A 21,590-nucleotide genomic window follows, 5' to 3' on the forward strand; every position below is an offset into this window, starting at 1 on the left:
AGCCAGGAACGAGTGGAGAGGCGTGAGAAGTGAGTGGAAGCCACTCCCCCGCCCCGGCCTGCGTTGCGCTCCTCACTTCTCACTCCTCGTTTCTCTCCACTCGTTGCTAGCCCTCCGTGCCTTCCTACGCCGGTCCCCCCGTCGCCTCCCGCCCCGGTGAAGTCGCCGGCACGTTGCGGCTGCTCGCCTATCTGGCGCTGACCATCGTCCTGGTCGTCCTTGATCACCGCGGCGGCTGGCTGTCGCAGTTGCGTGCCCAGGCCAACGTGGTTACCCAGCCGCTGTGGTGGCTGGCCGGCCTGCCGGGACGGGTGACCACGCGCGTGCAGGACGATGCCGCGACGCGCAGCGGCCTGATCGAAGAAAATCGCCGCCTGCGAAACGACATGCTGGTGGCCAATGCGCGCCTGGCGCGCCTGCAGACCGCGGCCGCGGACAACGCCCAGCTGCGTGCGCTGCTCGGCGTCAAGACCTCGCGCGGCCTGGACGTGCAGCTGGCACCGGTGCTGGATATCGACCTTGCGCCGGGACGGCAGCGGTTGGTGCTGGATGCCGGGAGCCGCGACGGCGCCACCCTGGGCCAGGCGGTGATCGATGCCGGCGGCCTGATGGGCCAGATCATCGACACCACGCCGGCGCATGCCACCGTGCTGCTGCTGACCGATCCCGACCACGCCGTGCCGGTGGTGGTCGCGCGCAACGGCGTGCGCCTGATCGTCTACGGACGCGGCCGCAGCGACCTGCTGGAACTGGCCGACGTGCCGCTCAACAGCGGCGTGGAAGTTGGCGACCTGTTGGTGACCTCGGGGCTGGGCGGGCGTTTTCCGGCCGGCTTTCCGGTCGGCAAGGTGGCTGCGCTGCGGCCCGACGACAGCCATGCCTTCCTCGTCGGCGACGTGACCCCGGCCGCGCGCCTGGATCGCGGTCGCGACGTCCTGCTGCTGAAATCGGCGCCGCCGCAGCCGCTGCCGCCGGCGGATCCGTCGCGATTCCTGCCGGAGGCGGCGCCGGCGCAGTCGCCAACAGCGCCGGCAACCCAGAGCCCCTCTCCCGGCGGGAGAGGGGTTGGGGAGAGGGGCAACGAAGGTGGGAATAGTGCAACGCCGGGAACGGGAACCGCGCCCGTGCCCGTTTCCCCGCAAGCCCCCCGCCCCGCGAACGTCCCGACCCTCACCCCAACCCCTCTCTCCCGCGGGGACTTCCTTCGGTCGCCGGCGGGAGAGGGGCTCGACGCGCGCCCGCGAAGCAGTGAAACCCCGCCGCAGGAGCCGCAGCGATGAGCCGCGCACGCACCGGTTGGCTGATGCCGCTGAGCATCGTCGTCGCCCTGCTGCTGGGCCTGCTGCCGCTGCCGGATCTGCTGCAGCCGCTACGCCCTTACTGGCTCGCGCTGGTGCTGGCCTACTGGGTGATCGAAGCGCCGGACAGCGCCGGCCTCGGCTTCGCCGTCATCATCGGGCTCATCGCCGATCTGATGTTCGGCACCTTGCTGGGCGAGCAGGCGCTGCGCCTGCTGATCATGGCCTTCATCCTGCAGCGCTTCCGCGCACGGCTGCGCTTCTTCCCGGTCTCGCAGCAGGCCCTGGCCATCGGCGGTTTGCTGCTCAACGACCGCATCGTGACCGCCGTGGTCCATCTGGCGCTCGGCGAACCCACGCTGCCGTGGATGTACTGGTGGGCACCGGCGGTGGGCATGCTGTTCTGGCCGCCGCTGTTCGTGCTGATGGATGCGCTGCGGCTCGGCCGCCGCAAGCGGGGCTGAGCGATGGCGGGCCTGCGCCGGCGCAGCAAGAATCCCCATGCGGAGGCCGACCAGTTCCGTCGCCGGGCAGTGATCGGCTTCGCCGTCGTCGGCGCCTGCCTCGTGGCGCTGGCGGCGTGGTACTTCAAGCTGCAGGTGCTGGACCACGACGAATACGCCACGCGCTCGGAGGCCAACCGCATCCGCCCGCGCCCGGTGGTCCCTGGCCGTGGCACGATCTACGACCGCAACGGCCTGCTGCTGGCGGAGAACGTCCCGGCTTTCCGTCTGGACATCACGCCCGACAAGGTGAAGGAGCCTGCGAAGCTCATCGCCCAGCTCGGCAAGATCATCGCGCTCTCGCCCGAGGACATCGAACGCTTCGAGGCCACGCGCAAGGCGTCGCGCGGCTTCCGACCGATCACCCTGAAACTGCGCGTTTCCGAGGAGGAGATGGCGCGCTTCGCGGTGGATCGCTGGCGCTATCCCGGCGTGGAACTGGTGCCCTACCTGACGCGGCGTTACCCGTACGGCGACCTGTTCGCGCACGTCGTCGGCTACGTCGGTCGTGTCGACGAGAAGGACCTCGAGCAACTCGGCGAGATCAACAGCGCGCTGACCCACATCGGCAAGACCGGCCTGGAGCGCTATTACGACGAGCAGCTGCGCGGGAAGATCGGCTACGAGAAGGTCGAGACCAACGTCGAGGGCCGCGCGCTGCGCGTGGTCGGTCGCGTGCCCGCGCAGGCTGGCACGGACCTGCGGTTGAGCGTCGATGCGAAGCTGCAACAGGCCATCGTCGATGCCTTCGGCGAATTGGAAGGTTCGGCGATCGCCGTGGATCCGCGCACCGGCGAGATCCTGGCGATGGTCAGCCTGCCCAGCTATGACCCGAACCTGTTCGTCAACGGCATCTCCAGCAAGGACTTCAAGCGGTTGAACGACAATCCGTCGCGGCCGCAGTTCAACCGGCTGGTGCTGGGTGGCGTGGCGCCAGGCTCGACGCTGAAGCCGTTGATCGCCCTGGCCGGCCTGGACAGCGGCAAGCGCAAGCCGGAGGACACCGTGGTGTCGACCGGCATGTTCTACCTGCCGGGCACGAGCCGCGGCTGGGGCGACGCCAGCCGGCGCGGCCATGGCGTGACCGACCTGCGCAAGTCGATCTCGCAATCGGTCAACACCTACTACTACCGCCTGGCGCTGGACCTGGGCATCCAGCAGTTCGACGAGTACATGGCGTATTACGGTTTCGGCCAACCGACGGGCATCGACCTGCGCGGCGAGATCGGCGGCATCCTGCCGTCGCCGCAAGCGAAGTTGAAAGCGCGCAAGGAACGCTGGTACCCCGGCGATACCGTCAACGTCGCCATCGGCCAGGGCGACTGGAAGGTGACGCCGTTGCAGCTGGTGCGCGCCACCGCCGGCATCGCCAGCGGCGAACTGCGCCGCCCGCACCTGGTGGCGCAGTCGCGCATCGGCTTCGACCGTCCCTGGGAATCGATGCCGCAACCCCAGCCGATCCCGATCAGCCCGAATCCGCAGAACGTCGCCGTCGTGCGCCTCGGCATGCAAGACACCATGCAGCCCGGTGGCACGGGCTGGCGGGTCGCCCAAGGCGCGTCCTACCTGATGGCGGGCAAGACCGGCACCGCGCAGGTGATCAGCCGTCGCGGTACCGCGGCGGTCGATCCGCGCAGCCTGCCGATGCACCTGCGCCATCGTTCGCTGTTCGTCGGCTTCGCCCCGGCCGACAACCCGACCATCGCCATCGCCATCGCGGTGGAGGGCGGCGGCTACGGCGGCAGCACCGCCGGACCGATGGCGCGCAAGATCTTCGACGCCTACCTGCTGGGCAAGATGCCGGAGAAGGTGGATCCGGCAGGCGTCCCCCTCACGCCGGATGCCACGGTCGCGCCGCCGGCGGCACCCGCCGCGGTGCCGGCCACGACGCCGCCTTCGGCGACGCTCCCCGCCGCACTGCAGGGAGAACGGCGATGAGTGACCTGTTGCGCTGGGGACTGGACCTGCTGCGCTATCTGTTGCGCACGCTGGACTGGCCGCTGCTGGGCGCGCTGGTGGCGCTGATGGCGATCGGCTTGGCCGTGCTGTACAGCGCAGGCGGCGAAGCCCTCGGTGCGCGACTCGTGCTGGCGCAGGGCGTACGCTTCGGCGTGGGCCTGGCGGCGATGTGGGCGCTGTCGCGCGTCACCCCGGTGCGCTTGCGCGCCTGGACACCCGGCGTATTCGCGGTCGCGCTGGTGCCGCTGGTGCTGGTGCTGTTCATCGGCACCGGCAAGCACGGCGCGCACTGGATCGACCTGAAATTCTTCTACCTGCAGCCTTCGGAGCTGCTGAAGATCGCGTTGCCGATGATGCTGGCCTGGTACCTGCACCGCGAGCCGCTGCCGCCGGGCTGGCGCACGACGCTCGTGTCCGCGCTGCTGATCGGCCTCCCCACCGGCCTGATCCTGCTGCAGCCGGACTTCGGCACGGCCATGCTGGTCGCGGCGAGCGGCGTGTTCGGCCTTTATCTCGCGGGCCTGTCGTGGTGGTGGTTCATCACCGCCGGCGTGCTCGGCGGGACGGCGGTGGGGCTGGTGATGTTCGCGCCGATCTCGTGGTTCTCGTTCCTGCGCGAGTACCAGCAGAACCGAATCCTAACCTTCCGCGATCCGGAGAACGATCCGCTGGGCGCGGGCTGGAACATCCTGCAGTCCAAGATCGCCATCGGCGGCGGCGGCTGGACCGGCAAGGGCTGGGGCCAGGGTTCGCAGTCGCACCTGGATTACCTGCCCGAACACACCACGGACTTCATCTTCTCCGTGCTGTCGGAGGAGTTCGGCTGGGTGGGCGTGGCCGTGGTGCTGCTGCTGTACCTGTTCGTCGTCGGCCGCTGCCTGTGGATCGCGATGGATGCGCGCGATACGTACTCGCGTCTCCTCGCCGGCACGCTGGGCATGGCGCTGTTCGTCTACGTGATCGTCAACGGCGGCATGGTCTCGGGCCTGTTGCCAGTGGTGGGCGTGCCGATGCCGTTGTTGAGTTATGGCGGCACGTCGGCGGTGTCGTTGCTGGCCGGCTTGGGCTTGGTGATGGCGGTGCGCGCGCACCGGCCCGTGCACGGGTACTGAGCTCACGCAGCACAGTGCTCTGTTCACCCTGCACGGAAAATCGCGTGCTACCCTCGCGCCGATGATGCGACGCGTACTTCCCTGTCTTCTGGTGCTGGCCCTTGCGTCCTGCGCCACTCCGCAACCGCCGCCGCCGGCTGCTTCGGCGACTCCTCCCGCGACGACGACGCCCGCCGAGACCTCGGTGGAACGTGTGGCGGACGTGCCGCCGGAGGCGCTCGCGCCAGTCGACTTCCCCACCGCACGCGCGCAGTTCGTGCGCGACACCGCGGCGAAGTACGGCATTGCGCCAGCCGACATCGAGGCGACGTTGGGCAAGGCCCAGTTCCTCGACAGTGTGGTCGCGGCCATGTCTCGGCCTGCCGAGCGGGTCAAGCCGTGGAGCGAGTACCGCGTGGGTTTCCTCACCCAGGCGCGCATCGACGGCGGCCGGGCCTTCCTGGCCCAGCACCGCGAGGAGCTCGCGCGCGTCGAGCAGCAGTACGGCGTGCCGCCCGAACTGATCGTCTCGATCATCGGCGTGGAGACCAACTACGGCGGGTTCACCGGCCGGCACAAGGTACTGGATGCACTGTACACGCTGGCATTCCGCTATCCGCGCAGCGGCAATCCCGAGCGCGCCGCTTACGAATACCGCCGCGAGCAGTTCTTCCGCGATGAACTGGCGCAGCTGTTCGCGCTGGGCCGCGAGGAGAAGCTGGACATCGCCACCCTGACCGGCAGCTACGCCGGTGCGATGGGCCTGGGCCAGTTCATGCCGTCGAGCTACCGCGAATTCGCGGTGGACGGCAACGGCGACGGTCGCCGCGATCTTTTCACGACGTATCCCGACATCTTCGCCTCCATCGCCAACTACTTCCGCAAGAAGGGCGGCGAGCGCGGCGGCTGGGTGCCAGGCGGTGCGGTGGTGGCACGCGCGCAATTGCAGGACGGCTACGCGGAGTTCAACCCGGAGACGTGGACGCCGGACTACACGCTGGCGCAGTTGGCCGAGAAGGGCTATCGCCCGCTGGATCCGGTGCCGCCCGACGCCACCGCCACGCTGGTGCAACTGGAAGGCGCCGACGGCAAGCAGTACTGGCTGGGCTTCCAGAACTACTACGCGATCACCCGCTACAACAACTCCAAGATGTATGCGATGGCGGTGCACCAGCTGTCGCAGGCCATCGCCGGCCGCGAGATCCCGCCGGCATGAGGTGGTGCGCGCTGCCGATGCTGGCCGTCGCCCTGGCCGCGTGCAGCACGGCACCGAAGAAGTCCCCGCCGCCGCCGTCCGGCGGCAACTCGCCGGCGCCGACCGCCTCGTCGCGCCCGACGCCCGGCAAGGATTGCTCGCGTTACGCGCCCGCGCAGGAAGACCTCTCCACGCGCGGCGACTACCAGGCCGGTGGCCTGTACAAGCCCGGCGTGGCCGATACCACGCCCGACCACATCCCCGACCTGGACTGCATCCGCGAGCCGCAGGTCACCGCGGAACCGCGTTCGCGCGTGGGCAACAAATCGCCGTACACGGTGCTGGGCAAGCAGTACCGCGTGCTCGACCGCGTCGATGACTACGTGGAGCAGGGCACCGCGTCGTACTACGGTAACAAGTTCCATGGTCGGCGCACCTCCAATCAGGAGGTCTACGACATGTACGCCTACAGCGCGGCGCACAAGTCGCTGCCGCTGCCGAGCTTCGCGCGCGTCACCAACCTGGACAACGGCAAGTCGGTGGTCGTCCGCGTGAACGATCGCGGCCCCTTCCATGAGGGTCGCGTGATCGACCTGAGCTACGCCGCCGCGGTGAAGCTCGGCATCACCCAGCGCGGCACCGGCCGGGTGGAAGTGCGTGGCCTGGCCCCGGATGGAAGCGCAATGGCCGCGGCGCCCGCGCCCGTCGCCTCGGCGATGGACCAGTTGGTGGGACAGCTGCCGAAGGACGCATCGCGCTACCAGGTGCCGGCCAAACCCGGTGATGTGTCCAGTGCCGCGGGCTTCGAAGCATGGATGCAGGCCAATGGTGTGCGCGTGGCGACCGGCAAGCCCGGCGGCGCCGCGGCGCCGGTGGTACCGGCCCCGGTGGCTGCACCTGCGGTACCTGCCGTCGCCGCCGTACCGTCGTCGCCACTGCAATTGCAGGTGGCCAGCTTCTCCAGCCGCGACAACGCCGACCGCGCGCTCGCCCGTCTGGCGGCAGCCGGCATCGCCGATGCGCGCTTGACCGACGTGCCGGGCAACGGAGGCGCGCGCTGGCGGTTGCGCGTCGGTGCGCCCGATGCCGCGACGGCCGAAGCGCTGGCCGGCCGCATCGCCGGACTCGGGTTCGGCCGCCCCCAGCTGGTGCGCGAATAATCGCGGGAAACCACTGGTTTTTTTACGTTCTTCCAACCCACGAACGGGCCGGCATCCCTACAATGTCCGCCTTGAATCGTAGGCCCATGGCCTTGCCAGGAGTTTTCCGCCGATGAAGTTCCGTTTCGCCCTCGCCGCGCTCGCGACCACCGCCATGGGCCTGGCCATCGCCCAGACGCCCGCGCCGACCCCGGCGCCCGCCGCTGCCGCGCCCGCCGCGCCTGTCGAGATTCCGCCGCCGCCCAAGCCCGTCGCCACCGCGTGGGTGCTGGTGGATTACATCACCGGCCAGGTGCTGGCGGGCGAGAACTACAACGAGCGCGTCGAGCCGGCCAGCATCACCAAGGTCATGACCTCGTACGTGCTGGCGGCCGAGCAGAAGAACGGCAAGATCAAGCCCGACGATCAGGTGATGATGAGCGAGCGCGCCTGGCGCGAGGGCGGTGCCGGCACCGATGGCAGCTACAGCGGCTTCGCCGTCAACAAGACCGCGCCGCTGCTGGACATGGAAAAGGGCATGGCCGTGCAGTCGGGCAACGACGCCGCCATCGCGCTGGCCGAACACGCGGCCGGCAGCCAGGAAGCCTTCGCCTCGCTGATGAACAACTACGCCGCGCAGATCGGCATGAAGGGGTCGCACTTCGTCAACGCGCACGGTCTGTCCGCGCCGGAGCACTACTCGACGGCGTACGACCTGGCGCTGCTGGGCCGCGCGTTCATCCGCGACTATCCCGAGCAGTACGCGTTCAACAAGATCAAGGAATTCACGGTCGGCACGATCACCCAGCCGAACCGCAACCTGCTGCTGTGGCGCGACCCCAGCGTCGACGGCATCAAGACCGGCCACCACTCGGCCGCCGGCTATTGCCTGATGAGCTCGGCCAAGCGCGGCGACCAGCGCCTGGTCGCGGTGGTCATGGGTTCCACGTCCGAGAAGCAGCGCGCCGATGACAGCCTGGCGCTGCTCAACTGGGGCTTCCGCTTCTACGAAACGCACCGCCTGTACGAGCCGGGCAAGGCCATCGCCACGCAGCGCGTGTGGAAGGGCAAGACCAAAGAGGTGCAGCTGGGCGTGGCCCAACCGATGCTGGTCAGCGTGCCGCGTGGCCGCTACGGCGACCTGAAGCCGACGATGGATGTTCCCAAGACGCTGGTGGCGCCGATCGCGCAGGGCCAGGCCATCGGCACGGTGAAGGTCACGCTGGACGGCAAGGTGGTCGCACAGTCGCCGCTGGTGGCTATCACGGCGATCGAAGAGGCCGGCTTCTTCAAGCGCCTGTGGGATGCGTTCTGGATGTGGTGGGAGTCGGAGTGATCCGTCCCGCCTCTTGAGGATGAAGAAGCCGGCTGACGCCGGCTTCTTCGTTTACGGCGTCAGCCGATGCCGGCGGCTATCAGGCCGATGGCGATGATCGCCAGCGGAATCGCCAGCAGGTTGAGGCGACTGAGCCGCTCGCCGAAGCCGAACATGCCCACGAGCGTGCCGAGTACCACCACGCCGATGTTCATCATCGAGAACACCACCGCCGGATGATCCGGCAGCGCCCGGTGCGCCTTCACGTAGAACAGGATGTTGGCGAAGTTCAACACGCCCAGCAGCAGGCCGGCAGTCAGCGCCGCACGTGTCGGCAGCGTCTTGCGGCGCCAGGCGCGCACTCCCTGCAATAGCAGCATCACCGCGAACGCCGCGACGAACGCGACCTGCAGCGACGCCGCGAACGGCGTGCCCGCGGCGGCGAGCCGCTTGAGCAGCACGTCCACGCTCGCATAGCCGACCAGCACCAGCAGCGGCAGGGCCCAGGCCTGCCAGCCGTCGTAGCGCGGGCCGCGCTCGGGCCGCGCCACCAGGCAGGCGATCGCCACCACGCCCAGCACGAGGCCGGCGATGCGCAGCGTGTTGGCCTGTTCGCCGAACCAGAGGAAGGCTGCCAGCAGCGACAGCACCAGCGACATCCGCTGCGCGATGTCGGTGCGCACGATGCCGGCCGCGCGCACGGACGCTGACAGCGCCAGGAAGATGCCGGGCAGCAGCAGCGCGAGCAAGGCCAATTCGGCCCAGGGCGCGCCCGCATGGCCGAGGGCCGCCAATGGCGGGTCCAGCAAGCCGAGACACAACAGCGAGGCCGCCAGGTAGTTCCAGGTGATGCCCTGTGCGGTATCGATGCCCCGTCGCTGCATCAGCTTGAGCAGCACGGAGACCAGTACGCTGCAGGCGACGCTGATGAGCAGATAGACCACGGCGGTACTCGGAGGGAGATCGCGGAATTATCGCGCCTGAACGCACCCCTGCGCCGCAGGCCACCGGATGGCCGCCGCGTCCCGCTCTTCGCGTGCGTATCGGGAAAGACAGCCACCATCGCCTATCATCGGGCCGGGGGACGCGGCGCGGATGGCGTCGGTCGACCCGACCCACGGAACAGAACCGCCTTCGCGGATCACCATTTTTCAAGGAGATGCACGAGTGAACAGGGGAACACGAAACACGGTATTGGCGACGGCGTGCGTGTTGATGGCGGCCGCCACGGCGCCTGCCTTCGCGCAGCGCCAGAGCGCGCAGGACCAGCGCAAGCAGCAAACTGCGGAAATCCCGACCTGCAGCAAGTCGCTGGGCACGATCTCGGTGATCGAGCCCGAAGACGGCGTGAACTGGTGGAGCGGCCAGCAGCTGCCGGCGCCGTCCAAGCTGATCAAGGTCTTCGTCAACAAGTCGCGCTGCTTCACCCTCGTCGATCGCGGCGCGGGCATGGGCGCGGCGATGGCCGAGCGCGACCTGGCGGCCAGCGGCGAGCTGCGCAACCGCTCCAACATCGGCAAGGGCCAGATCCGCGCGGCGGACTACGTGCTGGTGCCGGACCTGATCTCGCAGAACAGCAACGCCGGCGGCAACGCCATCAGCGGGCTGCTGGGCGGGTTGGTGGGCGGCAACGTCGGCCGCGTGGTCGGCGGACTGGATTTCAAGAAAAAGACGGCCGATGTCGTCCTGACCGTCACCGACGTGCGCTCGTCCGAACAGGTTGCCATGGCCGAGGGCAGCGCCAAGAAGACCGACATCGGCTGGGGCGCGGGCGGCAGCCTGTTCACCGGCAGCCATTGGGGCGGCGGCGGTGCCAGCGGCTACGCCAACACCGAAATCGGCCAGGTCATCACACTGGCCTACCTGCAGGCGTACACCAACCTGGTCAGCGAGCTGGGTGGCCTGTCCGGCAACGCCTCGGCGTCCAACGCCCAGCAGGCGGTGGAGATGACCAAGCCGGGCCGCCTGTTCGCCAACGCCAAGGGCACCGGCAAGGCGGTGCGCGACCTTGACCCGGGCATGCTGCTGTACCCCACCGGCAACAAGGAAGGCGTCATGTGGGAAGTCGAGGACGAACTGGGCAACAAGGGCTGGGTTTCCTCCAGCCTGGTGCAGCTGGCGCGCTGAGCCGCGACGGCTGTTTCCGGAGGGCCGCCTGATGGCGGCCCTCCGCGTTTCCGGGCCGGCGGCTTGGCTTTCACGCCCGGCATCCCAATAATTCCCGCATGGAAATCAAATCCGACAACCCCGAACACGGCTTCCAGTTTCCCGGCACCTTCGAGCTCAGTGCGATGGGCACCGCCGGCACCGGCCTGGAGACCGAACTGCCGCACCTGCTGGAATCGGCTGGCGTGGAGGTCCTGCACGAAGATATTTCGTGGAAGCATTCGAGCAATGGCAAGTACGTGTCCGTGCGCATCCGCTTCCGCGCCGAGGATCGCGCGCAGTACGACGGCGCGCATGCCGCACTGCGCGACCATCCGGAAGTGAAGTGGACGCTGTGAGCGCCCCCTGCATCGTCCGCGAACTCGGCCGCCACCCGTACGAACCGGTGTGGCGCGCCATGCAGCGCTTCACCGACGCGCGCACCGATGCCACCGTCGATGAACTGTGGCTGGTCGAGCACGATCCCGTCTTCACCCTGGGCCAGGCTGGCAAAGACGAACACGTGCTCGCGCCGGGTGACATCCCGGTGGTGCACGTCGACCGTGGTGGCCAGGTGACCTATCACGGCCCCGGCCAGATCGTGGCCTATCCGCTCTTCGACCTGAAGCGGCTGAAGGTCGGCGTGCGCGATTATGTCTGCAAGATCGAGCAGGCGATGATCGATACCTTGGCCGAATGGAACGTCCACGCCGAACGCAAGGACGGCGCGCCCGGCGTGTACGTCGCCGGCGCAAAGATCGGCGCGCTGGGCATCCGCGTGCGCCGCGGCTGCACCTTCCACGGCCTGGCCTTCAACATCGCGATGGACCTGGAGCCGTTCCACCGCATCAATCCCTGCGGCTACCAGGGGCTGCAGGTCGTCTCGCTGGCCGACCTCGGCGGCCCGAGCGGGATGGATCAGGTGAAACCGGTACTGCTGAACTACATGGCGGACCAGTTCGGCCTGAAGCTGCAGTACGAGGCCGCTCTGCCGGATCTTTCCGAAGCCGCGTAAGCATCGGTGTGTTGTGGGAGCGACGTAAGTCGCGACGGCTTTACCGGGGTTTCGCCACCCAGCCGGTACGACTGTTTTGGGGTAAGGATGCCTTCGTCTGTTTGCATCGCGACTTACGTCGCTCCCACGTCGATGATCGCGTCCGGCGGGCGGCATGCGTGCCACAATCGATCGCCATGAACGACGCGATCCCTTCCCTCGAGTCCGAACGCAACGCACTGATCGAACGCGGCCTGGCGCGATTGCGCGCCGCCTCCGCCGATGCCGAAGCGCTCCTGACCGATCCGCATCATGTCGATCGGCTGTCGCGGGTGATCGCGACCAGCGACTTCGCACTCGAAACCTTGCGCCGGCAGCCCGACCTGCTGGCCGCCTTGCTCCGCGACGAGGGTGCCGCGCCATGGCCGGTCCCCGCATTGACGTCCGACAACACCGCGCAGTGGTCCGATCTGTTGCGCCGCTACCGCGCTGCCGAATCCACCCGTTTGGTGTGGCGCGACGTGCTCGGCCTGGATACCGTCGACGACACGCTGGCGGGCACCACGCGCCTGGCCGAGGTTTGCCTGCAAACGGCGCTGCACGCGCTGGAAGCCGAATTCGCGCAACGCCACGGCGTTGTCCGCGCAGCCGATGGCAGCGTGCAGCGGCTGGTGGTGTTCGGTCTGGGCAAGCTGGGCGGTGGCGAACTGAATTTCTCGTCCGACATCGACCTGGTCTACGCCTATCCACAAGGTGGCGACTCCGATGGCGCGCGTTCGCTGGCCGCCGAGGATTACTTCATGCGGCTGGGCCAGCGATTGGCCAAGCTGCTCGACGAACCGACGGCGGAGGGTTTCTGCCATCGCGTCGACCTGCGCCTGCGGCCGTTCGGCAATGCAGGACGTGTGGCGCTTTCGTTCGCGGGCATGGACCAGTATTTCCAGCGCGAAGGCCGCGACTGGGAACGCTATGCGTGGCTGAAGGCGCGCGCCGTGGCCGGCGACATCGAGGCGGGCGAGCGTTGGTTGGAGTCGCTGCGCCCGTTCGTCTACCGGCGCTATCTCGACTACACCGCACTCGATGGCCTGCGCGAAATGAAGGCGGCGATCGCCGCTGAAGTGGCGCGTCGCGAACTGGCCGACGACATCAAGCGCGGCCCGGGCGGGATCCGCGAGATCGAATTCCTCGTGCAGGCGCTGCAGCTGACCCGTGGCGGGCGTGAGGCCGCGCTGCGCGAACGGCGCCTGCGCGTGGCGCTGCCGGCGCTGGTGGCGACGCGGCAGGTATCGCCGGAGGAAGGCGAGATGCTGGCACAGGCCTATCGCTTCCTGCGCCGCCTGGAGAACCGCCTGCAGATGCTGCGCGACGCGCAGACGCACGCGTTGCCCGACACCGCGCTGGACCGCCACCGCATCGCGCGCGGGCTGGATTACCCCGACTGGGAGGCGCTGCGCGCGGCGCTGGACGTGCAGCGGACGCGGGTGTCGGCGGAATTCGCCGAGCTGCTCGCGCCGCGCCAGCGCGATGCCGAGCCCGGTGCGCTGGCGCTGTACTGGCGCGCGCTGCCCGAAGGCGGCGACGCGGCGCCGCTGGCGTCGTCGGGATTCACGGATCCGGGGAGCGCGGACCACGCGCTGCGCGAGTTCGCCCAATCCAGCGGCGTGCGCGCGCTGTCCGATGCGGCGCGGGCGCGCCTGGACCGCGTGTTGCCGGCGCTGCTCGACGCCTGCGTGCGCTCGCGCCAGCCGGATGCCGCCTTGCGTCGCGTGTTGCCGCTGTTGCAGGCGATCCTGCGCCGCGCCAGCTATCTGGCCCTGCTCGATGAGCAACCCAGTGCGCTCGCGCGCCTGGTCGATGTGCTCGCGCGCAGCGCACTGCTGGCCGAGCGGCTGGCGCAGTACCCGTTGCTGTTGGACGAGCTGCTGGATACGCGCGTCGCCGGCCCTATGCCCGATCGCGCCGAACTGCGCGCGGAGTGCGAGGCGGCATTGCTTGAGGACGACCCCGAAGCCTGCCTGCGCGTGTTGAACGAGCGACGCCTGGCGCTGAGCTTCCGTGTCGCGCTGGCGGCGCTCGACGGACGGCAGGCGGCGCGGGACAGCGTGCGCCAGCTGGCGTGGCTGGCCGATGAGGTCGTCCGCGTCGTGCTGCAGGTAGCGACGCGCGATGTCGCCGCCGCGCACGGCACGGTGCCGGAAGGGCGTTTCGCCATCGTGGGTTACGGCAGCCTGGGCGGTGAGGAGCTGGGTTTCGGTTCCGACCTCGACCTGGTGTTCCTGTTCGATGCGCCTGCCGGTGCGGAATCGAACGGCACGCGTGCGCTCGAAGCCGGACGCTGGTATGCGCGGCTGGCGCAGAAGATCGTCGCGCTGCTCGGCGCGGTCACCGCGGCGGGCCGGTTGTACGACGTCGACGTACGCCTGCGTCCGGACGGCGCGAAAGGGCTGCTGGTGTCGTCACTGGCGAGCTTCACCGAATACCAGCGCGAGCGCGCATGGACCTGGGAACACCAGGCGCTGGTGCGCGCCCGTGCGATGGCCGGCGACCTGTCCCTGCGCGATGCCTTCGAAGCCATCCGCAGCGTCACCCTGGCGACGACGCGCGATGCGGACAGCCTGCGTGCCGAGGTGGTGAAGATGCGGGCGCGCATGCGCGCCGAACTCGACCGCAGCGACGCCGCGCGCTTCGACCTCAAGCAGGGATCCGGCGGACTGGTCGATCTCGAGTTCCTCTTGCAATACCTGGTACTCCGCGATGCGGCCCAGCGACCTGGCCTGCAGCGGCCGCGCGACACGCCTGGCCTGCTGGTAGCGCTGGCGGACGCTGGGGTCGTGTCGCCCGAACAGGCGACCGCGCTGGATACCGTGCATGCGACCTTCGTGGCCGAGGGTCTGGCCTGCACCTTGGACCGGCGGCCGCGTCTGGTGGTGGAGAACGCCGCGCTGGCCGCGGCACGCGCGCTGGTGATGCGAACGACGGCCGCGCACGGCTTGGACTTCGACGCAGCGACCTGACGGGTCAGCGCGCCAGTCGCGCCTGCACGTCGGTGGCGATGCGCGCGGTTTCGCGCAGCGGCTCGACGGCGAACGGTGCGGTCGCATCGTCCAGCGTGCGGATGCGCCCGCGCTGTCGCAAGGCCTCCAGGAAGCGACGCGGGCGTCCGTCGACGCGCTCCGGTTCGAACACCTGCACGGGTACCGCCGTGGCGCAGGCTTCGGACAGCATGTTGACCGACTCCGGCGTGCAGACGATGCGGTCGGCCCACGCCAGCAGGCCGGCATAAGGATTGGGTCCGTCGGACGGATCGCACCAGAGCAGGGTGTCGGCGCGCGAGGCAACGCGTCGACGAAGTGCGGCGACGACGTCGGCCGGCGTGCGGCGCGAGGTCGTCACCAGCAGGCTGCCGTCTGTCGCGATCTGGTCGAGGCGGTCGGCGAGGCGCTCGAAGGCCGCGGCGTCGAAGGCGTAGTGCGCGCTGCTGCCGCCGACCAGGACCGCCGTGCGTGGCGAGGGGAGGGCAGCGAAGGCCGGAAAGGCCGCGCGCGCATCGGCCAGCCATGCGTCGTCGACGGGATTCAGGCTGCCGAGCAAGGTGAGCACGTTCGATCCGGTGAGGCCGTCGTGCTCTGGGGCGATGACCAGGTCCCAGTGCGACGGATCGATGCGCGGGTCGAGGATCTGCAAGGCAAGGCTGCCGCGCGCGCGCAGCAGGCGGGTCGCCAGCGCGGCCTGGCGTCCGCAGCCGATGGCCAGGGCGGGCGGTGCTTCGCATGCCGCGCGGAACGCGGGACCGAATGCCTGCGTGCTGCCGGGCAACGTCCGCGGCGCCAGCCAGCGCCACGGTGCGCGCGGCGTGAGCACGATCTCGTCCGCCACCCGGCCCAGGGCACGCGCCAGCGCCAGCGCCTGGCGTACGTTGCCGGCATGGCCGTCGGTGAGCGTGCAGGCGCGGGTCGCATCGGCCGTCACGGCGCTTTTCCGTTTCACTGGTTAAAACAATCCGTTCCGGAGCGGTTGGATGTTGCCATAGTCAGGACACTCTACACTGCCCCCGCATTCGCTGGCCCGGACATCGGGCTCCGTCTTTTCCTGCCGCAGGTTTCCCATGCCCCAAGCCCTCGATGCCGCTTCGCTGGACCAGTTGTTCCGCACCGCCCGCACCTACAACGCCTTCGGCGGTGAGGTCAGCGACGAGACGCTGCGCCAGTTGTACGACCTGCTGAAATTCGGTCCCACCCAGGCCAACACCACGCCGGCGCGCTTCGTGTTCGTGAAGTCGGCCGAGGCCAAGGCCAAGCTGGGCCCGGCGCTGGACGAGGGCAACTACGCCAAGACGATGGCGGCGCCGGTCACTGTGATCATCGGCCGCGACGAAGACTTCCACGAGAAGCTGCCGTTCCTGTTCCCGCATACCGACGCCAAGGCCTGGTTCGAGGGCCCGCGCGAGAACCGCGGCAAGCCCGCGCTTCGCAACGCCAGCCTGCAGGCGGGCTACCTGATCCTGGCCGCGCGCGCGCTCGGCCTGGACGCCGGCCCGATGACCGGCTTCGACAGCGCCAAGGTCGACGAGGCGTTCTTCGCCGGCACGGCGATCAAGTCCGACATCCTGGTCAACCTGGGCCACGGCGATCCCGCCAGCCTGTTCCCCCGTTCCCCGCGCCTGGGCTTCGATGAAGCCGCACGCATCCTCTGACCCCACCCTCTGGAGATTCCCCATGCGCAAGACCCTGCTCGTTGCCGCCCTGTTCGCTTTCGCCGGTTCCGCTTTCGCCGCGCCGGTCACCTACAAGATCGACCCCGGCCACACCAACGTGCTGGCCAGCTGGAACCACTTCGGCTACTCCAATCCGAGCGCCAACTTCGGCCAGGCCGACGGCACCCTGGTGTACGACGCCGACAAGGTTTCCGCCTCCAGCGTGCAGGTCACCCTGCCGCTCACCGGCCTGAGCGCGCTGGCCGACCAGTTCTACGACCACCTGACCAGCGACAAGTGGTTCGATGCCGCCAAGTACCCCACCGCCACCTTCAAGAGCACCAAGGTCGAGGCCGCGGGCGAGGGCAAGCTGAAGGTCACCGGCGACCTGACCATCAAGGGCATCACCAAGCCGGTCGTGCTGGACGTGACCCTCAACAAGGTCGGCGAGCATCCGATGAAGAAAGTGCCGGCGATCGGCTTCGACGCCACCGCCACGGTCAAGCGCAGCGACTTCGGCGTGGGCGCCTACGCCCCGATGGTCAGCGACGAGGTGACGTTGAAGATCACCACCGAAGCAACGGCCGACGCCAAGAAGTGACCCGCGTCCCTCGGCCATCCTGCCGGCCGAGTCGCTCCAGAACGCCGCCCCGTCCCGGGCGGCGTTTTTTGTTGCCGGGGCGGCGCCTTGGGACGTCCCGGAGCGGCTGGTAGACTGGCGGCCCCTGTTTCGCCTTCGCCCATCGCCATGAGCCAGATCGCCAACGCGCCCGCCAACGCCGAGAAGCGCTACACCGTGAGCCGCGCCGACCTGCCGCTGAGCTGCCCGCTGCCGTCGATGGCGCTGTGGAACTCGCACCCGCGCGTCTACCTGCCCATCGAGGACGCGCCCGGTGGCGACGTGCAGTGCCCGTACTGCGGTTCGCATTTCGTCCTGGCCGACTGATACGCGGATGCGGGCCACGCGCGCGCCCGGTTGTCGATGCGCCGCCTGACCGTCGTCCAGTTGCTGCCGGCGCTGGCATCCGGCGGCGTCGAACGCTCCACCCTCGAGATCGCCGATGCGCTGGTGCGCGCCGGCCATCGCGCCGTCGTGGTTTCGGCTGGCGGCCGGCTCGTGCCGACGCTGCTGGCTTCCGGCGCTGAACACATCACCCTCGACATCGGCCGCAAGTCGCTGCTGACGCTGCGCCATGCCGGCGCGCTGCGCCGCGTGTTCGCCGAGGTGGGCGCGGACATCGTGCATGCGCGTTCCCGCCTGCCCGCCTGGCTCGGCCTGTGGGCCCTGCGCGGCATGCCCGCGGCATCGCGTCCGCGCTTCGTCACCACCATGCACGGGTTGAATTCGCCCGGCCGCTACAGCGCGGTGATGACGCGCGGCGAACGGGTGATTTGCGTATCGGACACCGTGCGCCGCTACCTGCTGCAGCACTATCCGCGGACGGATCCCGGGAAGCTGGTGGTCATTCCGCGCGGCATCGATCCGGCGCAGTTCCCGCGTGCCACCCACCCCGACCACGAGGCGCGCGCGTGGGCGGCGACGCAGCATCCTGCGCTGGCCGGCGATGGCCCGTTGCTGCTGCTGCCAGGGCGTGGCACGCGCCTGAAGGGGCATGGCGATGCGTTGTCGTTGCTGGCGCATCTACGGCAGGCCGGCGCGGATGCACGGCTGTGGATGCCGGGCGCGCGTGAAGCGGGACGAGCCTCGTACGTGGCCGAACTGGACGCCGAGGCGCGGCGCAGCGGTGTCGCCGATGCGCTCGCGATCACCGCGCCAACGTCCCAGATCGCGCGTGCCTACGCCGCCAGCGATGTGGTGCTGCAACTTTCGCGCAAACCCGAAGCATTCGGCCGTACGGTGGTGGAGAGCCTGTCGGTCGGTCGACCGGTCGTGGGCTGGGCGCATGGCGGCGTGGGCGAACTGCTCGCGGAACTTCAACCGCAGGGCGCGGTGCCGGCTTTCGACGCGCAGCGCCTGTTCGATACCGTGATGGCGATGCTCGCCCATCCGCTATCGCGATTGGCTACGATGGAAACCTATACCCTGCGCGCGATGCAGGACGCCACGCTCGCCCTCTACCTCGATCTTGCCGATGACCGCCGACCCGCCATCGACTCCTGACGCACCCGCACCCCGCGATCGGCACGGCTGGCGCTGGGCGCCTGCGTGGGTGCTGACCTTCGTCGCCCTCTGGCCGGCGCCGGGCTATGCCGAAGGCGTGATGGTGCTCGGTGCACTGGCCGCGATCGTGCGCCTGCTGCTGGGACGGTTCAGGGGCGGCACGCGATTGCTGAGTGGCGCCGCCTGGGCGCTGACCAGTGCGTTGTTCGCCGCGTACTGGTTGCCGCAGGCCATTTCGGCGATCGATGCGGTCGATGTCGGACGTGCGCTGCGGGAAGCGGCGGTGGATCTGCGTTACCTGCCGTTCCTGTGGCTGGTAGCGGCAGCGGTGGCGAATGCGCGCGCGCGCCGCACTACCTTCAACGGCCTGGCGGTGATCGTCGGTGTGTGGACGCTGGATGCGCTGGCGCAGGTGGCATTCGGCACCAGTCCGCTGTTCTGGGGCCTGGATCAGCTCAAGCAGCTGATCAGCGGGCGGCCGATGTGCACGCCGAACGAGGTCGCGACGCTGGACCGGCTGAGCGGCTTCCTGGGGCCGTGCAACCTCAAGCTCGGTGTGGTCATGGCCAGTCTGTCGCCCTTCCTGCTGTTCGCGGCCGCAAAGCGGCTGGGTGCATCGGGCTGGATGCTGGCCGCCGGACTGATCGGCCTGGTCATCCTGCTGGCGGGCGCGCGGGCCGCCTGGATCACCTATGCGTTGGTGCTGCTGTGGTCCGGCTGGCGGCTGCTGGGCCTGCGCCGGATGCTGGGCGTGTTCGTTGCCGGTGCGCTGGTACTGACGCTGCTGGCGGTATCGTCGGTGCAGTTCCGCGATCGCATCTTGCGCACCACGCATGCATTGGCCGCTGACGAACCCGGCGTGGATACCGCGCTGTCCGGGCGGGCGAAGATCTGGTACGCCGCCGGCTGCATGCTCGTGGAGCATCCGATCAATGGCGTCGGCGCACGCGGCTTCCGCCAGGCGTACCCCGACTGCGATGCCAGCCCTGGCTCGCGTCCGGCGTGGGGCCAGGGACCGGCATTCCATGCGCACCAGCTGGTGCTGGAGGTGCTCAGCGAGACCGGCGTCATCGGCCTGCTGCTGTGGCTGGCGGGGGCCGCGCTGGCCTGGCGCGCGTGGCGTTACGCCACGCCGCAGGCGAAGGAACGCGCACGCCCGGCGATGCTGGCGCTGGCGGTGACGGTCTTCCCGTTCAACACGCATCTCGCGTTCTATTCGACGTTCTGGGGCGGGCTGACGCTGATGCTGGCGGCGCTGTACGCCGGCAGCCTGCTGGCGCGCGATGACGAATGAGGCCGGGCGCGCGCGACGCTGCGCCTTCGTCGCACCCGCGAACCTGATCGCCACGGCGATCGCGGCCTTGCCGCAACGCATGTTGCTCGCGCTCGGCGCGCTGGCGACCTGGATGCTGTGGCCTGCGCTGGGCAAGCGGCGCCGCTACGCCGCCACCAACATCGCCCTGTGTTTTCCCGAGCTGGAGTCGGCATCGCAGGCGCGCCTGCTGCGCGCCAACCTGCGCGCCACGGTGACGGGCGTGCTGGAGCTGGTGCGGGGATGGTTCGCGTCCTCCGAACGACTCCGCGGCCTGGCGGACGTGGAGGGACTGGAGCATGTGCGTGCTGCGCGCGCGCGCGGGCAGGGTGTGCTGTTGTTCGGCGGGCACTTCCCGCATTCGGAACTGTGCGCGCGCCTGCTGGGCGAAGCGCTGGGCGAACGGGTGACGATCGTCGCGCGCCACAACAACGATCCCTGCATCGAACGCTGGCTCGACGGCGCGCGCCGTCGCGCCTTTGCCGACGTGATCGGCAAGAAGGACGTCCGCGGCCTGCTGCGCACGTTGTCGCGCGGCGGGATCGTGGCGTATTCCGCCGACCAGGACTTCAACTACCAGAATGCCTTCGTGCCGTTCTTCGGCATCCCCGCCGCCACGCTCGTCGCGACGCCGGACCTTGCCCGGCGCGGCAACGCCGCGGTGTTGCCGTTCTGGTTCCACCGCAAACCGGATGGCCGCTACGCGCTGCGGGTCGAGCCCACGTGGGCGGGCTGGCCCAGTGGCGATCCCGCGCAGGATGCGGCGCGCTACATGGCCGAACTCGAGGCGGTCGTGCGCCAGCATCCCGAGCAGTACCTGTGGGTGCACCGGCGCTTCAAGACGCGACCGCCGGGCGAACCGGATCTCTACCGGTAGAGTTCGCCGCGGCCGTCGGGCTGGCGCTTGAAGCGTCGGTGGATCCACAGGTACTGGGTCGGGGCCTCGCGCACCATGCCTTCGATCGCGGCGATCACGCGTGCGGTGTCGGCAGTGGCATCCGAGGACGGGAAATCCTCGAACGGGGGTGAGAGTTTCAGCGTGTACCCGCCATCCTCGCGGCGCACGTGCGAGAACGCGATGACCGCTGCGCCGGACAGCCGCGCCAGTTGATGCGTGGACGTCAGGCTATAGGCGGGATGGCCGAAGAACGGCACGAAGACGCTCTCGCCGCGACGCGTATCCTGGTCCGGCGCGAACCACAGCAGCCCACCCTGCCTGAGGTGCTTCAGGGCGGGACGCAGCTCGTCGCGGGTGAACATCGCGGAGGCATAGCGCAGGCGCCCGCGCTTCACTGCCCACTCCATCGCCCCCTGATCGTGCGGCCGGTACATACCGGCCAGCGGTGCGTAGTCGCACATCAGGCGCGCGGCGATCTCCAGCGTCGTGAAGTGGCCGGACACGACGATGACGCCGCGCCCCCCAGCCCGCGCCGCCGCCAGGTGCTCCAGGCCCTCGACGCGCACGCCACCACGCATGGGGGCGACGCTGCCCCACCAGGCGCGCGCGAATTCGAACAAGCCGATGCCGAGTTCGCCGAAACTCGCGCGGGCCAGTGCGTCCTGGCGCGCCGTGTCCAATTCGGGGAAACACAGGGCGATGTTGCGCCGAGCGACGTGGCGGCGGTCGCGCATCAGCGCGAACAGCACGGCGCCGATGCCGCGCCCGAGTGGACGTTGCAGGGTCCACGGCAGGCGCGCGGCCAGCCAGGCCAGGCCGATGCCGGCCCAGGCGGGCCACTGGCGCAGGCCCAGGGGCGGCCGCGCATCGGCGTCGGAGGGTCGCTTCTCGGGTTCGGCCATGACCCATTGTAGCGGCGGCCCCGG

19 protein-coding genes and 1 pseudogene are annotated in these 21,590 nt (G+C 69.4%); 17 read left to right on the plus strand and 3 right to left on the minus strand.

Annotated features, from left to right (window positions below; genetic code table 11):
* The first annotated feature begins 116 nt into the window (after window positions 1-116).
* From mreC to AC23D6_RS02665, 7 genes and pseudogenes are all read left to right on the plus strand, one after another.
* Window positions 117-1,280 (plus strand): rod shape-determining protein MreC, encoded by a 1,164-nt coding sequence (mreC, locus tag AC23D6_RS02635; RefSeq protein WP_487751288.1) that lies wholly within the window; start codon window positions 117-119, stop codon window positions 1,278-1,280.
* A complete protein-coding gene (gene mreD, locus AC23D6_RS02640; RefSeq protein ID WP_487751289.1) occupies window positions 1,277-1,762 on the plus strand; it encodes a rod shape-determining protein MreD in 486 nt (161 codons plus the stop codon). Before mreC ends, mreD begins: the two co-directional genes overlap by 4 nt.
* A 3-nt stretch (window positions 1,763-1,765) precedes the next feature.
* Window positions 1,766-3,619: pseudogene (mrdA, locus tag AC23D6_RS02645) on the plus strand (penicillin-binding protein 2); the annotation flags it as partial.
* 116 nt (window positions 3,620-3,735) lie between these two features.
* Complete coding sequence (gene rodA / locus AC23D6_RS02650; RefSeq protein ID WP_487751290.1) at window positions 3,736-4,872, plus strand: rod shape-determining protein RodA; 1,137 nt, start codon at window positions 3,736-3,738, stop codon at window positions 4,870-4,872.
* A gap of 61 nt (window positions 4,873-4,933) precedes the next feature.
* The gene (gene mltB, locus AC23D6_RS02655) at window positions 4,934-6,067 is read left to right on the plus strand and encodes a lytic murein transglycosylase B (RefSeq protein ID WP_487751291.1); all 1,134 of its coding nucleotides are present in this window, start codon (window positions 4,934-4,936) and stop codon (window positions 6,065-6,067) included.
* On the plus strand, window positions 6,064-7,206 hold the full coding sequence (locus AC23D6_RS02660) for a septal ring lytic transglycosylase RlpA family protein (protein WP_487751292.1): 1,143 nt from the start codon (window positions 6,064-6,066) through the stop codon (window positions 7,204-7,206). Before mltB ends, AC23D6_RS02660 begins: the two co-directional genes overlap by 4 nt.
* A gap of 112 nt (window positions 7,207-7,318) precedes the next feature.
* Window positions 7,319-8,521, plus strand: a complete 1,203-nt coding sequence (locus tag AC23D6_RS02665) for a D-alanyl-D-alanine carboxypeptidase family protein (RefSeq protein ID WP_487751293.1) — start codon at window positions 7,319-7,321, stop codon at window positions 8,519-8,521.
* A 59-nt stretch (window positions 8,522-8,580) separates the two neighbouring features.
* On the opposite strand, the gene AC23D6_RS02670 is transcribed toward AC23D6_RS02665, so the two are convergent.
* Window positions 8,581-9,444: an EamA family transporter gene (locus tag AC23D6_RS02670; protein ID WP_487751294.1), complete on the minus strand. Its 864-nt coding sequence runs from the start codon at window positions 9,442-9,444 to the stop codon at window positions 8,581-8,583.
* 271 nt (window positions 9,445-9,715) lie between these two features.
* Between AC23D6_RS02670 and AC23D6_RS02675 the strand changes: the two genes are divergently transcribed.
* The 4 genes from AC23D6_RS02675 (at window position 9,716) to glnE (ending at window position 14,653) form a co-directional block, all read left to right on the plus strand.
* A complete protein-coding gene (locus AC23D6_RS02675; protein ID WP_487751295.1) occupies window positions 9,716-10,627 on the plus strand; it encodes a CsgG/HfaB family protein in 912 nt (303 codons plus the stop codon).
* A 98-nt stretch (window positions 10,628-10,725) separates the two neighbouring features.
* Window positions 10,726-11,004, plus strand: a complete 279-nt coding sequence (locus tag AC23D6_RS02680) for a DUF493 family protein (RefSeq protein WP_487751296.1) — start codon at window positions 10,726-10,728, stop codon at window positions 11,002-11,004.
* A gap of 59 nt (window positions 11,005-11,063) precedes the next feature.
* Entirely contained in the window at window positions 11,064-11,660 is a 597-nt protein-coding gene (lipB, locus tag AC23D6_RS02685; RefSeq protein ID WP_487752556.1) for a lipoyl(octanoyl) transferase LipB, read from the plus strand.
* A 176-nt stretch (window positions 11,661-11,836) separates the two neighbouring features.
* The gene (glnE, locus tag AC23D6_RS02690) at window positions 11,837-14,653 is read left to right on the plus strand and encodes a bifunctional [glutamate--ammonia ligase]-adenylyl-L-tyrosine phosphorylase/[glutamate--ammonia-ligase] adenylyltransferase (protein ID WP_487751297.1); all 2,817 of its coding nucleotides are present in this window, start codon (window positions 11,837-11,839) and stop codon (window positions 14,651-14,653) included.
* 4 nt (window positions 14,654-14,657) lie between these two features.
* On the opposite strand, the gene AC23D6_RS02695 is transcribed toward glnE, so the two are convergent.
* The gene (locus AC23D6_RS02695; RefSeq protein ID WP_487751298.1) at window positions 14,658-15,608 is read right to left on the minus strand and encodes a mitochondrial fission ELM1 family protein; all 951 of its coding nucleotides are present in this window, start codon (window positions 15,606-15,608) and stop codon (window positions 14,658-14,660) included.
* A gap of 136 nt (window positions 15,609-15,744) precedes the next feature.
* Between AC23D6_RS02695 and AC23D6_RS02700 the strand changes: the two genes are divergently transcribed.
* The 6 genes from AC23D6_RS02700 (at window position 15,745) to AC23D6_RS02725 (ending at window position 20,643) form a co-directional block, all read left to right on the plus strand.
* Complete coding sequence (locus tag AC23D6_RS02700) at window positions 15,745-16,332, plus strand: malonic semialdehyde reductase (protein ID WP_487751299.1); 588 nt, start codon at window positions 15,745-15,747, stop codon at window positions 16,330-16,332.
* A 22-nt stretch (window positions 16,333-16,354) separates the two neighbouring features.
* On the plus strand, window positions 16,355-16,933 hold the full coding sequence (locus tag AC23D6_RS02705; protein ID WP_487751300.1) for a YceI family protein: 579 nt from the start codon (window positions 16,355-16,357) through the stop codon (window positions 16,931-16,933).
* 147 nt (window positions 16,934-17,080) lie between these two features.
* A complete protein-coding gene (locus AC23D6_RS02710) occupies window positions 17,081-17,278 on the plus strand; it encodes a zinc-finger domain-containing protein (RefSeq protein ID WP_487751301.1) in 198 nt (65 codons plus the stop codon).
* A gap of 36 nt (window positions 17,279-17,314) precedes the next feature.
* Complete coding sequence (locus AC23D6_RS02715) at window positions 17,315-18,454, plus strand: glycosyltransferase (protein WP_487751302.1); 1,140 nt, start codon at window positions 17,315-17,317, stop codon at window positions 18,452-18,454.
* Window positions 18,426-19,748, plus strand: coding sequence for an O-antigen ligase family protein (locus AC23D6_RS02720; protein ID WP_487751303.1), 1,323 nt, complete (start codon window positions 18,426-18,428; stop codon window positions 19,746-19,748). The genes AC23D6_RS02715 and AC23D6_RS02720 overlap by 29 nt, the downstream gene beginning before the upstream one ends.
* A complete protein-coding gene (locus AC23D6_RS02725) occupies window positions 19,738-20,643 on the plus strand; it encodes a lysophospholipid acyltransferase family protein (protein WP_487751304.1) in 906 nt (301 codons plus the stop codon). The genes AC23D6_RS02720 and AC23D6_RS02725 overlap by 11 nt, the downstream gene beginning before the upstream one ends.
* Here AC23D6_RS02725 and lpxL read toward each other — a convergent pair.
* Window positions 20,634-21,566, minus strand: coding sequence for an LpxL/LpxP family Kdo(2)-lipid IV(A) lauroyl/palmitoleoyl acyltransferase (gene lpxL / locus AC23D6_RS02730; protein ID WP_487751305.1), 933 nt, complete (start codon window positions 21,564-21,566; stop codon window positions 20,634-20,636). The genes AC23D6_RS02725 and lpxL overlap by 10 nt on opposite strands.
* Between the last annotated feature and the right edge of the window lie 24 nt (window positions 21,567-21,590).

The sequence above is a fragment of the Pseudoxanthomonas sp. G3 genome (assembly GCF_057654715.1).

Excerpts from the sequence above, each read along its gene's own strand:
- mreD (WP_487751289.1), top strand. The coding sequence starts at position 1,277 with ATGAGCCGCGCACGCACCGGTTGGCTGATGCCGCTGAGCATCGTCGTC.
- rodA (WP_487751290.1), top strand. The coding sequence starts at position 3,736 with ATGAGTGACCTGTTGCGCTGGGGACTGGACCTGCTGCGCTATCTGTTG.
- mltB (WP_487751291.1), top strand. The coding sequence starts at position 4,934 with ATGATGCGACGCGTACTTCCCTGTCTTCTGGTGCTGGCCCTTGCGTCC.
- AC23D6_RS02660 (WP_487751292.1), top strand. The coding sequence starts at position 6,064 with ATGAGGTGGTGCGCGCTGCCGATGCTGGCCGTCGCCCTGGCCGCGTGC.
- AC23D6_RS02665 (WP_487751293.1), top strand. The coding sequence starts at position 7,319 with ATGAAGTTCCGTTTCGCCCTCGCCGCGCTCGCGACCACCGCCATGGGC.
- AC23D6_RS02675 (WP_487751295.1), top strand. The coding sequence starts at position 9,716 with ATGGCGGCCGCCACGGCGCCTGCCTTCGCGCAGCGCCAGAGCGCGCAG.
- AC23D6_RS02680 (WP_487751296.1), top strand. The coding sequence starts at position 10,726 with ATGGAAATCAAATCCGACAACCCCGAACACGGCTTCCAGTTTCCCGGC.
- lipB (WP_487752556.1), top strand. The coding sequence starts at position 11,064 with ATGCAGCGCTTCACCGACGCGCGCACCGATGCCACCGTCGATGAACTG.
- glnE (WP_487751297.1), top strand. The coding sequence starts at position 11,837 with ATGAACGACGCGATCCCTTCCCTCGAGTCCGAACGCAACGCACTGATC.
- AC23D6_RS02700 (WP_487751299.1), top strand. The coding sequence starts at position 15,745 with ATGCCCCAAGCCCTCGATGCCGCTTCGCTGGACCAGTTGTTCCGCACC.
- AC23D6_RS02705 (WP_487751300.1), top strand. The coding sequence starts at position 16,355 with ATGCGCAAGACCCTGCTCGTTGCCGCCCTGTTCGCTTTCGCCGGTTCC.
- AC23D6_RS02710 (WP_487751301.1), top strand. The coding sequence starts at position 17,081 with ATGAGCCAGATCGCCAACGCGCCCGCCAACGCCGAGAAGCGCTACACC.
- AC23D6_RS02715 (WP_487751302.1), top strand. The coding sequence starts at position 17,315 with ATGCGCCGCCTGACCGTCGTCCAGTTGCTGCCGGCGCTGGCATCCGGC.
- AC23D6_RS02720 (WP_487751303.1), top strand. The coding sequence starts at position 18,426 with ATGACCGCCGACCCGCCATCGACTCCTGACGCACCCGCACCCCGCGAT.
- AC23D6_RS02725 (WP_487751304.1), top strand. The coding sequence starts at position 19,738 with ATGACGAATGAGGCCGGGCGCGCGCGACGCTGCGCCTTCGTCGCACCC.
- lpxL (WP_487751305.1), bottom strand. The coding sequence starts at position 21,566 with ATGGCCGAACCCGAGAAGCGACCCTCCGACGCCGATGCGCGGCCGCCC.